The sequence below is a fragment of the Endozoicomonas sp. ALE010 genome, assembly GCF_049310165.1.
Taxonomy (GTDB): domain Bacteria; phylum Pseudomonadota; class Gammaproteobacteria; order Pseudomonadales; family Endozoicomonadaceae; genus Endozoicomonas.
Window position 1 is genome coordinate 25,132 of sequence record NZ_JBLYNV010000021.1, and the last position, 15,849, is coordinate 40,980.

A 15,849-nucleotide genomic window follows, 5' to 3' on the forward strand; every position below is an offset into this window, starting at 1 on the left:
GGGAAATATAAAAAGTAGACTACTCTATGGCATCGTCAGTCAGCCGTTTTCACTGACTTTTTTCTCCTCCTGTTTCTCTTTTTTGTTTTTTTGGTTGGCTCTTCTACATATTCTTCGGCGGTAAAATAACAGTCATCGGAAAATTCCCCTCCTTCATCGGCAGTAACGTATGCCTCATCTTCTGAACCCTCGCCGCTGTTCTGTAACAAAGAGCCATAAGCCTCTGGCAGGACGGCTAACTTTGTCTTTATTTGCTCAATAACTCTTTTCATTGAATCCTGGTTCACAAGCCTGGTCACCGGGATTTCAATGACCTCAAATCCTGATTTTTTCAGCAGAGCGATTTTCAACAAAGTCGAACCATTCCTGGTTTTGAAATCACCACTCACGTAATGGAAAGGTCCCTGAATGTCGATCACCATATTGTAATCTGCCAGTAGCAGATCGACCGGAGGTAATGAGTTCAGACTCTTTTCTTCTTCAATCTTCAAAGACGGAAAGCTCGATTGCAAGTGATCGCGGAAGGTTGATTGAGATTGTGAAGTGTTTGTCGTGTAATAAGGGATAACTGGACAAGCTCTCCCAAGCCAACATGCAGCCATGGCAATGATGGATTGATCCTCTATACTGCCCGGGGATGTATTTTCCAGGCGAGAAAATAGTTCGCCTATGTGCTTTTCAAGGGAGTGTTTATCATTACTTCCTGATTCCAGATAAAACCTGGCGCAAAATACCATGACTCCCCAAAGAGACATCAATATATCTTGTTGAGAGAATTGAGCGTTTTCACCGATTCTGTCGACAAGAGAATCTAACGTAGATTTAATCAGGTTCAGCTCAATGGCCTCACCCAGTTTCGCGAGGGCCCATAGCAAGTTGGCGATACCTTGAGTGCTGAAGCGGTCTTTCTCTTCTTTTGATTCGGCTTTGGTTTTCACATGGGGCAACAGCGCGGCCACGGCCTCTTTGAGCTTCGGTGTCGTCCCCAGCTCCAGCCCGTTGTCCACCAGTATCACCACGGCCCACAGCAGGCTGATGATACCTTGAGACTTGAAGCGGTCTTTCTCTTCTTTTGATTCGGCTTTGGTTTTCACATGGGGCAACAGCGCGGCCACGGCCTCTTTGAGCTTCGTTGTTTTCTCCAGCCCCAGCCCGTTGTCCACCAGTTTCGCCAGCGCCCACAGCAGGTTGGCGACTGCCTGTGGCTTGAAGTGATCTTTCTCTTCTTTTGATTCGGCTTTGGTTTTTACATGGGGCAATAGCGCATCCACGGCCTCTTTGGGCTTCGGTGTTTTCTCCAGCCCGTTGTCCACCAGTTTCACCAGGGCCCACAGCAGGTTGGCGATATGCTGAGTAATAAAGTGCTCTTTCTCTTCTTTTGATTCGGCTTTGATTTTCACATGGGGTAATAGCGCGGCCACGGCCTCTTTGAGCTTCGGTGTTTTCTCCAGCTCCAACCCGTTATCCACCAGTTTCGCCAAGGCCCACAGCAAGTTGGCAATACCTTGAGTTTTAAAGCGGTCTTTCTCTTCTTTTGCTTCGGCTTTGGTTGCCACATGGGGCAACAGCGCGTTCACAGCCTCTTTGAGCTTCGCTCTCTTCTCCAGCGCCAGCCCATTGTCCACCAGTTTTGCCATGGCCCACAGCAGGTTGGCGATATGCTTAGGAATAAAGTGGTCTTTCTTTGATTCTGCTTTGGTTTTCACCTGGAGCAACAGCGCGGCCACAGCCTCTTTGAGCTTCTTTCTCTTCTCCAGCTCGAGCCCGTTTTCCACCAGTTTCGCTATTGCCCACAGCAGGTTGGTGACTGCCTGTGGCGTGAAGTGGTCCTTCTCTTCTTTTGATTCGGCTTTGGTTTTCACATAGGGCAACAGCGCACACACGGCCTCTTTGAGCTTCGTTGTCTTCTCCAGCTCCAGTCCGTTGTCCACCAGTTTTGCCATGGCCCACAGGAGATTGGCGACTTCCTGTGGCTTGTAGTGGTCTTTCTCTTTTTTGGATTCGGCTTTGGTTTTCACATGGGGCAACAGCGCGGCCACGGCCTCTTTGAGCTTCGGCGTCTTCTCCAGCTTCAGCCCGTTGTCCACCAGTTTCGCCAGGGCCCACAGCAGATTAGCGGTACCTTGAGTGTTAAAGTGCTCTTTCTCTTGTTTTGATTCGGCTTTGGTTTTCACCTGGAGTAACAGCGCAGCCACGGCCTCTTTCAGCTTCGGTGTCTTCTCCAGCGCCAGACCATTGCCCACCAGTTTCGCCAGGGCCCACAGCAGGTTAGCGGTACCTTGAGTGTTGAAGCAGTCTTTCTCTTCTTTTAATTCGGCTTTGGTTTTCACCAGGGGCAACAGCGCAACCACGGCCTCTTTCAGCTTCGCTGTCTTCTCCAGCGCCAGCCCATTGTTCACCAGTTTCGCTACGGCCCACAGCAGGTTGACGGTACCCTGTGCATTAATACTCCTGACATCAGGTTTTTGGTTGCACTTATGTATTACAGGATCAAGTAAAGCTGACAGTAGAGCAGCCTGGGTTTCCTTAACCCACTCATCCATGTATTTATGAGGGGTAAAAACACCCGCTGAAGTAAATGAATGAAACGTTGTCGCCAGGTTTCGCCAGGTCCACCCGGGTGTCGCTTTAAAATCGTGCAACAACGGTATCAGTTGGCGTTGTTCACTATGATGCAAGGGTCGTTTTGACGATAAAGTGTAGTGTTTGATTGAAAGGGCAAATTGACAGTGTTTATTACCATCATAGTGATCACCATAATGAGTAGATATCTTCATCATGTAATCTATTTTTTCTGGTGTGATGAGAGCTTTGAAACCATGAACAGGTTTTATTGAATGTCTTGGTGGATGGTCAGCAGAGCAGGCGTCAGAAGCAGCATAAAATTCATTACTCTCCCGGACATAGGCGAGCGGCGCGTCCAACTGTCTGACTGTACCATGCCAGCATCGCCCACTTTTTGAACAATCGGTACGATCATCCGGCTGTTTATAATCATTACCTGATGTTGTGCATTGCCAACTGACACCAGCACTGCTTCTGTCCATAATTATATTTCATGAATTCATGGGAAATATAAAAAGTAGACTACTCGATGGCATCATCAGTCAGCCGTTTTCACTGACTTTTTTCTCCTCCTGTTCCTCTTTTTTGTTTTTTCTGTTGGCTCTTCTACATATTCTTCGGCGGTAAAATAACAGTCATCGGAAAATTCCCCTCCTTCATCGGCAGTAACGTATGCTTCATCTTCTGCCCCCTCGTCGCTGTTCTGTAACAAAGAGCCATAAGCCTTTGGCGGGACGGCTAACTTTGTCTTTATTTGCTCAATCACGCTTTGCATTGAATCCTGGTCATCCAGCTTTCTCACCGGGATTTCAATAACCTCAAACCCTAATTTTTGCAGCAGGGCGATTTTCAACAAAGTCGGGCCATTCCTGGTTTTGAAATCACCACTCACGTAATGGGAAGGTCCCTGAATGTCGATCACCATGTTGTACTCTGACAGTAGCAGATCGACCGGAGGTAATGAGTTCAGACTCTTTTCTTCTTCAATCTTCAAAGACGGAAAGCTCGATTGGAGGTGATCGCGGAAGGTGGATTGAGATTGTGAAGTGTTTGTCGTGTAATAAGGGATGACCGGACACGCTCTCCCAAGCCAACATGCAGCCATGGCAATGATGGATTGATCCTCTATACTACCTGGGGATGTATTTTCCAGGCGAGAAAATAGTTCGCCTATGTGCTTTTCAAGGGAGTGTTTATCATTATTACCTGAGTCCAGGTAAAACCTGGCGCAGAATACCATAACGCCCCAGAGAGACATCAATATATCTTGTTGAGAGAATTGAGGGTTTTCACCGATTCTGTCGACAAGAGAATCTAACGTAGATTTAATCAGGTTCAGCTCAATGGCCTCACCCAGTTTCGCCAGGGCCCATAGCAAGTTGGCGGTACCTTGAGTGCTGAAGTGGTCTTTCTCTTCTTTTGATTCGGCTTTGGTTTTCACATGGGGCAACAGCGCAGCCACGGCCTCTTTGAGCTTCGTTGTTTTCTCCAGCTCCAGTCCGTTGTCCACCAGTTTTGCCAAGGCCCACAGCAGGTTGGTGATATGCTGAGGAATAAAGCGGTCTTTCTGTTCTTTTGATTCGGCTTTGCTTGTCACATGGGGCAACAGCGCAGCTACGACCTGTTTGAGCTTCGGTGTTTTCTCCAGCTCCAGTCCATTGTCCACCAGTTTCGCCAAAGCCCACAGCAGGTTGGCGATATGCTGTGCATTAAAGTGGTCTTTCTCTGCCTTTGATTCGGCTTTGGTTTTTACCTGGGGCAACAGCGTGGCCACGGCCTCTTTTAGCTTCGGTATCTTCTTCAGCTCCAGACCATTGTCCACCAGTTTTGCCATGGCCCACAGCAGCTTGGCGATATGCTGAGGAATAAAGTGATCTTTCTTTGATTCTGCTTTGGTTTTCACCAGGAGCAACAGCGCGGCCACAGCCTCTTTGAGCTTCGCTGTCTTCTCCAGCGCCAGCCCATTGTCCACCAGTTTTGCCATGGCCCACAACAGGTTGGCGATATGCAGAGGAATAAAGTGGTCTTTCTTTGATTCTGCTTTGGTTTTCATCTGGAGCAACAGCGCGGCCACAGCCTCTTTGAGCTTCGTTGTCTTCTCCAGCTCGAGCCCGTTTTCCACCAGTTTCGCTATTGCCCACAGCAGGTTGGTGACTGCCTGAGGCGTGAAGTGGTCCTTCTCTTCTTTTGATTCGGCTTTGGTTTTCACATAGGGCAACAGCACACACACAGCCTCTTTGAGCTTCGCTGTCTTCTCCAGCTCCAGTCCGCTGTCCACCAGTTTCGCCAGGGCCCAAAGCAGGTTGGTAACTGCCTGTGGCTGGAATTGGTCTTTCTCTTCTTTGGATTCGGCTTTGGCTTTCACATGGGACAACAGCACGTCCAAGGCTTCTTTGAGCTTCGGTGTCGTCTCCAGCTCCAGCCCGTTGTCCACCAGTTTTGCCAGAGACCAGAGCAGGTTGGTGGTCGTTTGAGTGTTAAAGTGGCCCTTCTCTTCTTTTGATTCGGCTTTGGTTTTCACATGGGGCAACAGCGCGGCCACGGCCTCTTTGAGCTTCGTTGTCTTCTCCAGCTCCAACCCGTTGTCCACCAGTTTCGCCAGGGCCCACAGCAGGTTGTTGATAGCTTGAGTGTTCAGGTGGTCCTTCTCCTCTTTTGATGCGGCTTTGGTTTTCACACAGGGCAACAGCGCACACACGGCCTCTTTGAGCTTCGTTGTCTTCTCCAGCTCCAGTCCGTTGTCCACCAGTTTTGCCATGGCCCACAGGAGATTGGCGACTTCCTGTGGCTTGAAGTGGTCTTTCTCTTGTTTTGATTCGGCTTTGGTTTTCACATGGCGTAACAGCGCGGCCACGGCTTCTTTGAGCTTCGCCATCTCCAGCTGCAGCCCATTGTCCACCAGTTTCGCCAAGCCCCACAGCAGGTTAGAGGTACCTTGAGTGTTGAAGCGGTCTTTCTCTTCTTTTGATTCAGTTTTGGTTTTCACCTGGGGTAACAGCGCAGCCACGGCTTCTTTCAGCTTCGGTGTCTTCTCCAGCGCCAACCCATTGTCCACCAGTTTCGCCATGGCCCACACCAGGTTAGAAATACCTTGAGTGTTGAAGCGGTCTTTCTCTTCTTTTGATTCGGCTTTGGTTTTCACATGGGGCAACAGCGCAACCACGGCCTCTTTCAGCTTCGCTGTCTTCTCCAGCGCCAGCCCATTGTTCACCAGTTTCGCTACGGCCCACAGCAGGTTGACGGTACCCTGTGCATAAATGCCCCTGGCTTCAGGTTTTTGGTTGCACTTATGTATTACAGGATCAAGTAAAGCTGACAGTAGAGCAGCCTGGATTTCCTTAACCCACTCATCCATGTATTTATGAGGGGTAAAAACACCCGCTGAAGTAAATGAATGAAACGTTGTCGCCAGGTTTCGCCAGGTCCACCCGGGTGTCGCTTTAAAATCGTGCAACAATGGTATCAGTTGGCGTTGTTCACTATGATTCAAAGATCGTTTTGACACTGAAGTGTATTGTTTGATGGAAAGAGCAAATTGACAGTGTTTTTTACCATCATATTGATCACCATAATCAGTAGATATCTTCATCATGTAATCGATTTTTTCTGGTGTGATGAGAGCTTTGAAACCATGAACAGGTTTTATTGAATGTCTTGGTGGATGGTCAGCAGAGCAGGCGTCAGAAGCAGCATAAAATTCATTACTCTCCCGGATATAGGCGAGTGGCGCATCCAACTGTCTGACTGTACCATGCCGGAATCGCCCACTTTTTGAACAATCGGTACGATCATCCGGCTGTTTATAATCATTACCTGATGTTGTGCATTGCCAACTGACACCAGCACCGCCTCTGTCCATAATTATATTTCATTAATTCATGGAAAATATAAAAAGTAGACTACTCGATGGCATCATCAGTCAGCCGTTTTCACTGACTTTTTTCTCCTCCTGTTTCTTTTTTTTGTTTTTTCTGTTGGCTCTTCTAAATATTCTTCGGCGGTAAAATAACAGTCATCGGAAAATTCCCCTCCTTCATCGACAGTAACGTATGCCTCATCTTCTGCCCCCTCGCCGCTGTTATTTAACAAAGAACCATAAGCCTTTGGCGGGACGGCTAACTTTGTCTTTATTTGCTCAATAACTATTTTTATTGAATCCTGGTTCACAAGACTGGTCACCGGGATTTCAATGACCTCAAATCCTGATTTTTGCAGCAGGGCGATTTTCAGCAAAGTCGACCCATTCCTGGTTTTGAAATCACCACCCACGTAATGGGAAGGTCCCTGAACGTCGATCACCATGTTGTACTCTGGCAGTAGCAGGTCAACCGGAGGTAATGAGTTCAGACTCTTTTCTTCTTCAATCTTCAACGAAGGAAGACTGGATTGGAGTTGATCGCAGAGGGTGGACTGAGGTTGTGAAATGAATGTCTGGTAATCGGGAACCACCGGACACGATCTCCCAAGCCAACTTGCTGCCATGGCAATGATGGATTGATCCTCATTGCCCGGGGAGGTAATTTCCAGGCGAGAAAATAGTTCGCCTATGTGCTTTTCAAGGGAGTGTTTATCATTACTGCCTGATTCCAGATAAAACCTGGCACAGAATACCATGACTCCCCAGAGAGACATCAATATACTTTGCTGAGAGAGCTGAGGTGTTTTACTGATTCTGTCAACAAGAACATCGAACGTAGATTTAATCAGGTTCAGCTCAATGGCCTCACCCAGTTTCGCCAGGGCCCAGAGCAGGATGGCGGTACCTTGAGGGTTGAAGTGGTCTTTCTCTTCTTTTGATTCGGCTTTGGTTTTCACATGGTACAACAGCGCGGCCAGGGCCTCTTTGAGCTTCGGTGTTTTCTCCAGCTCCAGCCCGTTGTCCACCAGTATCACCACGGACCACAGCAGATTGACGGTACCTTGAGACTTGAAGCGGTCTTTCTCTTCTTTTGATTCGGCTTTGGTTTTCACCTGGGGCAACAGCGCGGCCACGGCCTCTTTGAGCTTCGGTGTCTTCTCCAGCTCGAGCCCGTTGTCCACCAGTTTCGCCATTGCCCACAGCAGGTTGGCCACTGCCTGCAGGTTGAAGTGGTCTTTCTCTTCTTTTGATTCGGCTTTGATTTTCACATGGGGCAACAGTACGGCCACGGTCTCTTTGAGCATTACTGTCTTCCCCAGCGCCAGGCCGTTATCCACCAGTTTCGCCACGGCCCACAGCAAGTTGGCAATACCTTGAGTTTTGAAGTGGTCTTTCTCTTCTTTTGATTCGGCCCTGGTTGCCACCTGGGGCAACAACGCGTTCACGGCCTCTTTGAGCTTCGCTGTCTTCTCCAGCCCATTGTCTACCAGTTTTGCCACGGCCCACAGCAGGATGGCGATATGCTGAGGAATAAAGTGGTCTTTCTTTGCTTCTGCATTGATTTTCACCTGGAGCAACAGCGCGACCACAACCTCTTTGAGCTTCGTTGTCTTCTCCAGCTCCAGACCGTTGTCCACCAGTTTCGCCACGGCCCACAGCAGGTTGGCGACTGCCTGTGGCCTGAAGTGGTCTTTCTCTTCTTTTGATTCGGTTTTGGTTTTCACAAGGTGTACTAGCGCAGCCACGGCCTCTTTGAGCTTCGCTGTATTCTCCAGCTCCAGTCCGTTGTCCACCAGTTTTGCCAAGGCCCACAGTAGATTGGAGACTTCCTGTAGATTGAAGTGGTCTTTCTCTTTTTTGGATTCGGCTTTGGTTTTCACAAGGTGTACTAGCGCAGCCACGGCCTCTTTGAGATTCGTTGTCTTCTCCAGTGCCAGACCGTTGTCCACCAGTTTCGCCAGGGCCCACAGCAGGTTGGCGATCTGCTGAGGAATAGAGTGGTCTTTCTCTTGTTTTGATTCAGCTTTGGTTTTCACATGGGGCAACAGCGCAGCCACGGCCTCTTTGAGCTTCGGCGTCTTCTCCAGCTTCAGCCCGTTGTCCACCAGTTTCGCCAGGGCCCACAGCAGATTAGCGGTATCTTGATTGTTAACGCGGTCTTTCTCTGCTTTTGATTCGGCTTTGGCTTTCACCTGGGGTAACAGCGCAGCCACGGCCTCTTTCAGCTTCGGTGTCTTCTCCAGCGCCAGCCCATTGTCCACCAGTTTCGCCAAGGCCCACAGCAGGTTAGTGGTACCTTGAGTGTTGAAGCAGTCTTTCTCTTCTTTTACTTCGGCTTTGGTTTTCACATGGGGCAACAGCGCAACCACGGCCTCTTTCAGCTTCGCTGTCTTCTCTAGCGCCAGCCCGTTGTCCACCAGTTTTGCTACGGCCCACAGCAGGTTGACGGTACCCTGTGCATTAATACCTCTGGCGTCAGGTTTTTGGTTGCACTTAAGTATTACTGGATCAAGTAAAGTTGACAGTAAATCAGCTTGAGCTTCCTTAACCCACTCATCCATGTATTGATGAGGGGTAAAAACACCCGCTGAAGTAAATGAATGAAACGTTGTCGCCAGGCTTCGCCAAGTCCACCCGGGTGTCGTTTTAAAATCGTGCAACAAGGGTATCAGTCGGCGTTGTTCACTGTGATTTAAAGATCGTTGTGACGCTGATGCGTATTGTTTAATTAAAGTGGCAAATTGACTGTGTTTTTTACCATCATAGCGATCACTATAACGAGCAGATACCCCCACCAGCCAATCCATTTTTTCTTGGGTGATGAGAGCATTAAAACCATGATCAGGTTTTATTGAGTGTCCTGGTGAATGGTTAGCAGAGCAGGCATCAGAAGCAGGATGAAGTTCATTACGCTTCTGGATATAGGGCAGTGGTGCATTCACCTGCCTGACTGTGCCATGCCTGTATCGCCCATTTTTTGCAAAATCGGTACGATCATCCGGTTTTTTATATTCATTACCTGATGTTGTGCATTGCCAACTGACACCAGCACCGCCTCTGTCCATAATTATATTTCATCAATTCATGGAAAATATAAAAAGTAGACTAGTCTATGGCATCATCAGTCAGTAGTTTTTACTGACTTTGTTCTCCTCCTGCTTCTCTTTTTTGTGATTTCATTTGGTTAACTGCTTAAATCTTCTTCAGTGGAAAAATAACAGTCATCGGAAAATTGCCCTTCTTCATCGGCAGTAACATATACGTCTTCTGCCGTCTTCTCGCTGTTCAGTAACACAGGGCCATCGTCCTCTCGCAGGATGGCTAACTTTGTCTTTATTTGCTCAATAACGCTTTGCATTGAATCCTGGTCATCCAGCTTTGTCACCGGGATTTCAATAACCTCAAACCCTAATTTTTGCAGCAGGGCGATTTTCAACAAAGTCGGGCCATTCCTGGTTTTGAAATCACCACCCACGTAATGGGAAGGCCCCTGAATGTCGATAACTATGTTGTAATCTGGCAGTAGCAGGTCAACAGGAGGTAATGAGTTCAGACTCGTCTCTTCTTCAATCTTCAAAGACGGAAGGCTTAATCGGAGTTGATCGCGAAAAATGGATTGTGATTGTGAAATGGTTGACCGGTAATAGGGAACCACCACCGGGCAGGCTCTCCCAAGCCAGCTTGCGGCCATGGCCATGATGAATGGAGCCTCTGTATTGCACGGGGGTGGAATTTCCAGGCGAGACAACAGTTCATCTATACGCTTTTCAAGAGCATTTTTACTATCGCTACCGAAGTGCAGATAAAATCTGGCACAGAATACCAGGACTCCCCAGAGAGACATCGGTATATCTCGCTGAGAGAGCTGAGGGTTTTCAGTGATTCTATCGACAAGAGAATTGATCACAGATTGGACCAGATTCAGCTCAATGGCCTCACCCATTTTCGCAAGGGCCCACAGTAGATTGGCAACTTCCTTTGGCTTTAAGTGGTCTTTGTCTTCTTTTGCTTCGGCTTTGGTTTGCACATGGGGCAACAGCGCGATCACGGGCTCTTTAAGCTTCGATATTTTCCCCAGTGTCAACCCCTTCTCCACCAGTTTCACCAGGGCCCACAGCAGGTTGGCGATATTCTGAGGAGAAAATTGGTTTTTCTCTTCTATTGATCCGGCTTTGGTTGTCACATGAAGCAACAGCGCGGCCACGACCTCTTTGAGCTTCGGTGTCCTCTCCAGCTCCAATCCGTTGTGCACCAGTTTCGCCACGGCCCAAAGCAGGTTAACGATATCCTGAGTACTGAAGCAGTCTTTCTTTTCTTTTGATTCGGCTTTGGTTTTCACTTGGGGCAACAACCTGGCCACAACCTCTTTAAGTGTGGGTGTGCGCTCCAGCTCCAGTCCGTTGTCCACCAGTTTCGCCAGGGCCCAAAGCAGGTTGGAGACTTCCAGCGGCTGGAATTGGCTTTTCTCTTCTTTTAATTCGGCTTTGGTTTTCAGGTGGTACAACAGCGCGGCCAGGGCTTCTTTGATCTTCGGTGTCTTCTCCAGTTCCAGCCCGTTGTCCACCAGTTTCGCCATGGCCCACAGCAGGTTGGTGATCTGCTGAGGAATAAAGTGGTCTTTTTCTTCTTTTGATTTGGCTTTGGTTTTCACATGGTACAACAGCGCGGCCAGGGCTGCTTTGACCTTCGGTGTCTTCTCCAGCTCCAGCCCGTTGTCCACCAGTTTCGCCAGGGCCCACAGCAGATTGGCGATATGCTGAGGAATAAAGCGGTCTTTCTCTTCTTTGGATTCGGCTTTGGTTGCCACATGGGGCAACAGCACAGCCACCACCTCTTTGAGCTCCGGTGTTTTCTCCAGCCCATTGTCCACCAGTTTCGCCAAGGCCCACATCATGTTGGAGATATGCTGGGAAATAAAGTATTCCTTCTCTTCGTTTGATTTGGCTTTGGCCTTAATATGCAGCAAAAGTGCGGCAACAGCCTCTTTGAGCTTCGGTGTCTTCTCCAGCGCCAGCCCATGGTCCACCAGTTTCGCCACGGCCCAATATAGATTGGCAACTTCCTGTGGCGTGAAGTGGTCTTTCTCTTCTTTTGATTCGGCTTTGGCTTTCACATGGGACAACAGCACGGCCACAACCTCTTTCAGCTTCGGTGTGTTCTCCAGCTTCAGTCCGTGGTCCACCAGTTTCGCCAAGGCCCACAGCAGGTTGGTGGCAGTTTGAGTGTTAAAGTGGTCTTTCTCCTCTTTTGATTCGGCTGTGGTTTTTACATGGGGCAACAGCGCGACCACGGCCTCTTTGAGCTTCAGTGTCTTTTGCAGTCCGTTGTCCACCAGTTTTGCCACGGCCCACAGCAGGTTGGTGATATGCTGAGGAATAAAGTGGTCTCTCTCTTCTTTTAATCTGGCGTTGGTTGTCACATTGTACAAAATTACCGCCACGGCCTCTTTGAGCAACGGTGTCTTCTCCAGCTCCAGCCCGTTGTCCACCAGTTTCGCCACGGCCCACATCAGGTTGGCGTTACCTTGAGTGTTGAAGTGGTCTTTCTTCTCTTTTGATTCCGCTCTGGTTTTCACCTGGTGCAACAACGTGGCCACAGCCTCCTGGAGCTTCGGTGTCTTCTTCAGTTCCAGCCCGTTGTCCACCAGTTTTGCCACAGACCACAGCAGGCTGGCGATGCGCTTGGGAATAAAGTGGTCGTTCTCTTCTTTTGATTCGGCTTTGATTTTCGCATAGGGCAACAGCGCGGCCACGGCCTCTTTCAGCTTCGGTGTTTTCTTCAGTACCAGCCCATTGTCCACCAGTTTCGCCAGGGCCCACATCAGGTTGACGGCACCCAGTGCATCAATATCCCTGGTTTCCTGGTTGCACTTAAGTATTACCAGATCAAGCAAATTTGACAGTAGAGCAGCTTGAGTTTCCTTAACCCACGCATCCATGTATTTATGAGGGGTAAAAACACCCGCCGAAGTAAATGAATGAAACGTTGTCGTCAGGCTTCGCCAGCTCCACCGGGGTGTCGCTTTAAAATCGTGTAACAGTGGTATCAGTTGACGTTGTTCACTGTGATTTAAAGGTCGTTGTGACGCTAATGTGTATTGTTTAATTAAAGTGGTAAATTGACTGTGTTTTTTCCCATCGTAGCGATTACCGTAATGGGCAGATACCTTTGCCAGCCAATCCATTTTTTCTTGAGTAACGAGAGTATTAAAATCATCAACAGGTTTTACTGAATATCTTGGCGGATAGTCAGCAGAGCAGGCACCAGAAGCACGATAAAATTCATTACGCCCCGGGATATAGGGGGGTGGCGTATTCGCCTGCCTGGCTGTGCGATGTCGATATCGCCTGTTCCTTGAAGAATCGCCATGACCCTCCGATTGTTTATAATCATTACCTGATGTCGTGTATTTCCAACTTATACCAGCACCGCCTCTATCCATATTTATATTTCATTAATTCATGGAAAATATAAAAGTAGACTACTGGCTTGTTTTTAGCCCATCTTGCTTAAATGTCCATCAACTCCTGTGTAATTGCCGCTTGAGTAAATGGGTTTTCACCGGCTTTTTTCTCTTCCTTTTTCGTTTTGGTTTACCTGTTTTCTCTTCTAAATACTCTTCGGCAGTAAAATAACAGTCATCTGAAAACTGCCCTCCATCATCGGCAGTAAAATATGCCTCGTCTGCCGCCCACTCGCCGCTGTTAAGTGACACAGAGCCATGAGCCTCTGGCAGGACGGCTAGCTTTGCCTTGATTTGCTCAATAACTGTTTTCATTGAATCCTGGTTATCAAGCTTGTTCACCGGGATTTCAATGACCTCATATCCTGCTTTTTGCAGCAGGGCGATTTTCAGCAACGTCGAGCCATTCCTGGTTTTGAAATCACCACTCACGTAATGAGAAGGCCCCTGAACGTCAATAACCGTGTTGTAATCTGGCAACAGCAGGTCAACCGGAGGTAATGAGTTCAGACTCTTTTCTTCTTCTATCGTCAAAGACGGAAGGCTTGATTGGAGTTGCTCGAAGAAAGCGGATTGTGATTCGGAAATGACTGTCCGGTAATGGGGGTCCACCGGACATGCTCTGCCAAGCCAACTTGCGGCCATGGCAATAACGGTTTGAACCTCTGTATTGTCCGGGGATGTATTTCCCAGGCGAGAAAATAGTTCACCTATGTGCTTTTCCAGCGGATTTTTATCACTGCTACCTGAGTCCAGATAAACCCTGGCACAAAATACCATAACTCCCCAGAGAAACATCGATATATCTTGCTGAGAGAGTTGAGGGTGTTTACTGATTCTGTCGACAAGAGAATCGAACGTCGATTTCATCAGGTTCGGCTCAATGGCCTCACCCAGTTTCGCCAGGGCCCACAGCAGATTGACGGTACCTTGAGTATTGAAGAGGCCTCTCTCTTCTTTTGATTCAGCTTTGGTTGTCACATAGGGCAGCAGCGCGACGACGGCTTCTTTGAGCTTTGCTGTTTCCTCAAGTTCTAGCCCGTTGTCCACCAATTTCGCCATGGCCCACAGCAGATTGGCAATATGCTGAGGAATAAAGTGGTCTTTCTCTTCTCCTGATTCAGCTTTGGTTTTAACATGGGGCAACAGTGCGGCCACGGCCTCTTTGAGCTTCGGTGTCTTCTCCAGCTCCAGCCCGTTGTCCAACAGTTTCGCCACGGCCCACAGTAGATTAGTGACGTCCTGTGGTTTGAATGGGTCTTTCTCTTTTTTTGATTCGGCTTTGGTTTGCACGTGGGGCAACAGCGCAGCCACGGCCTCTTTCAACTCCGGCATCTTCTCCAGCTTCAGCCCATTGTCTACCAGCTTCGCTACCGCCCACAGCAAATTGGTGACTTCCTGCAGCTTGAAGTGGTCTACTTTTGATCCGACTTTGGTTTTCACATGGGGCAACAGTGCCGCCACAACCTCTTTGATCTTCGGTGTCTTCGCAAGCTTCAGCCCGTTGTCCACCAGCTTCGCTACCGCCCACAGCAGGTTGGTAATACCTTGAGTGTTGAAGTGGTCTTTCTCTTCTTTTGATTCGGCGTTGGTTTTCACATAGGGTAACAGCGCTGACACGGCCTCTTTCAGCTTCGGTGTTTTCGCCAGCTCCAGACCGTTGTCCACCAGTTTCGCCACAGCCCACAGCAGGTTGACCATATGCTGAGGGATAAAATGGTCTTTCTCTTCTTTTGATTCGGCCCTGGTTTTCACATGGGGCAATAGCGCGGTCAAGGCCTCTTTGAGTTTTGCTGTCGTCTCCAGCTCCAGCCCGTTATCCACAAGTTTCGCCAGGGCCCACAACAGGTTAGCGATACCTTGAATATTGAAGTGGTCTTTCTCTTCTTTTGATTCGGCGTTGGTTTTCACATGGGGCAACAGCGCAGCCACGGCCTTTTTGAGCTTCGGCGTCTTCTCCAGCTTCAGACCATTGTCCACCAGTTTCGCCATGGCCCACAGTAGATTGGCGACTTCCTGTGGCTTGAAGTGGTCTTTCTCTTTTTTTGATTCGGCTTTGGTTTTCACATGGGGCAACAGCGCGGCCACGGCCTCTCTGGGCTCCGCTGTCTTCTTCAGTTCCAGCCCGTTGTCCACCAGTTTTGCCAGGGCCCACAGCAGATTGGCGATATGCTGAGGCATAAAGTGGTCTTTCTCTTCTGTTGATTCAGCTTTGTTTTTCACCAGGGGCAACAGCGCGGCCACGGCCTCTTTCAGCTTCGGCACCTTCTCCAGCACCAGCCCATTGTCCACCAGTTTTGCCGAGGCCCACAGCAGGTTGGCGATACCTTGTACATCAATATCACTGGCTTCAGTTTTTTGGTTGCACTTAAGGATTAATGCATCAAGTAACGTTGACAGTAAAGCGGCTTGAGTTTCCCCATACCCGTATTTATGAGGGGTAAAAACACCCGCGGACGTAAATGAATGCAGCGTTGTTGTCAGACTTCGCCAGGACCACCCGGGTGTCACTTTAAAATCGTGCAACAATGGTATCAGTTGGCGTTGTTCATTATGATTTAATGGTCGTTTTGCCCCTGATGTGTACCGTTTGATTGAACAGGCAAATTGACCATGATTTCTACCATCATAGAGGTCACCATAACGAGCAGATATCCCCGCCAGCCAATCCATTTTTTCTGGTGTGATGAGAGTATTAAAACCATGAACAGGTTTTACTGAGTGTCCTGGTAGATGATTAGCAGAGCAGGCGTCAGAAGCAGGATGACCTTCACTGCGTTTCTGGATATAGGACAGTGGCACATTCACCTTTCTGACTGTGCCATGCCTGTATTGCCCACTCCCTGAAGCAGTGGCCTGAACGTCTTTTTTTTTGTAATCATTACCTGATGTTGTGTTTTTCCAACTTATACCAGAACCACTTCTGTCCATAATTATATTTCATTAATTCATGGAAAATATA

5 protein-coding genes are annotated in these 15,849 nt (G+C 48.6%); all 5 read right to left on the bottom strand.

Going from position 1 to position 15,849, the window contains the following annotated elements; all coding sequences use genetic code 11:
- Positions 1-35: 35 nt before the first annotated feature.
- Positions 36-3,047 (bottom strand): DUF1601 domain-containing protein, encoded by a 3,012-nt coding sequence (locus ACO6UY_RS10865; protein WP_422489919.1) that lies wholly within the window; start codon positions 3,045-3,047, stop codon positions 36-38.
- Between the two features lie 56 nt (positions 3,048-3,103).
- Entirely contained in the window at positions 3,104-6,424 is a 3,321-nt protein-coding gene (locus tag ACO6UY_RS10870) for an RAP domain-containing protein (protein ID WP_422449598.1), read from the bottom strand.
- 56 nt (positions 6,425-6,480) lie between these two features.
- On the bottom strand, positions 6,481-9,489 hold the full coding sequence (locus ACO6UY_RS10875) for an RAP domain-containing protein (RefSeq protein WP_422449597.1): 3,009 nt from the start codon (positions 9,487-9,489) through the stop codon (positions 6,481-6,483).
- 119 nt (positions 9,490-9,608) lie between these two features.
- Positions 9,609-12,866 carry an RAP domain-containing protein gene (locus tag ACO6UY_RS10880; RefSeq protein ID WP_422449596.1) on the bottom strand — a complete coding sequence of 1,086 codons (3,258 nt, stop codon included), beginning with the start codon at positions 12,864-12,866 and terminating at the stop codon, positions 9,609-9,611.
- A gap of 78 nt (positions 12,867-12,944) precedes the next feature.
- The gene (locus tag ACO6UY_RS10885) at positions 12,945-15,818 is read right to left on the bottom strand and encodes a DUF1601 domain-containing protein (protein WP_422449595.1); all 2,874 of its coding nucleotides are present in this window, start codon (positions 15,816-15,818) and stop codon (positions 12,945-12,947) included.
- Positions 15,819-15,849: the final 31 nt, after the last annotated feature.

What these genes read in the sequence shown, in the direction of transcription:
- ACO6UY_RS10865 (WP_422489919.1), bottom strand. Translation starts at nt 3,047, where the DNA reads ATGGACAGAAGCAGTGCTGGTGTCAGTTGGCAATGCACAACATCAGGT.
- ACO6UY_RS10870 (WP_422449598.1), bottom strand. Translation starts at nt 6,424, where the DNA reads ATGGACAGAGGCGGTGCTGGTGTCAGTTGGCAATGCACAACATCAGGT.
- ACO6UY_RS10875 (WP_422449597.1), bottom strand. Translation starts at nt 9,489, where the DNA reads ATGGACAGAGGCGGTGCTGGTGTCAGTTGGCAATGCACAACATCAGGT.
- ACO6UY_RS10885 (WP_422449595.1), bottom strand. Translation starts at nt 15,818, where the DNA reads ATGGACAGAAGTGGTTCTGGTATAAGTTGGAAAAACACAACATCAGGT.
- ACO6UY_RS10880 (WP_422449596.1), bottom strand. Translation starts at nt 12,866, where the DNA reads ATGGATAGAGGCGGTGCTGGTATAAGTTGGAAATACACGACATCAGGT.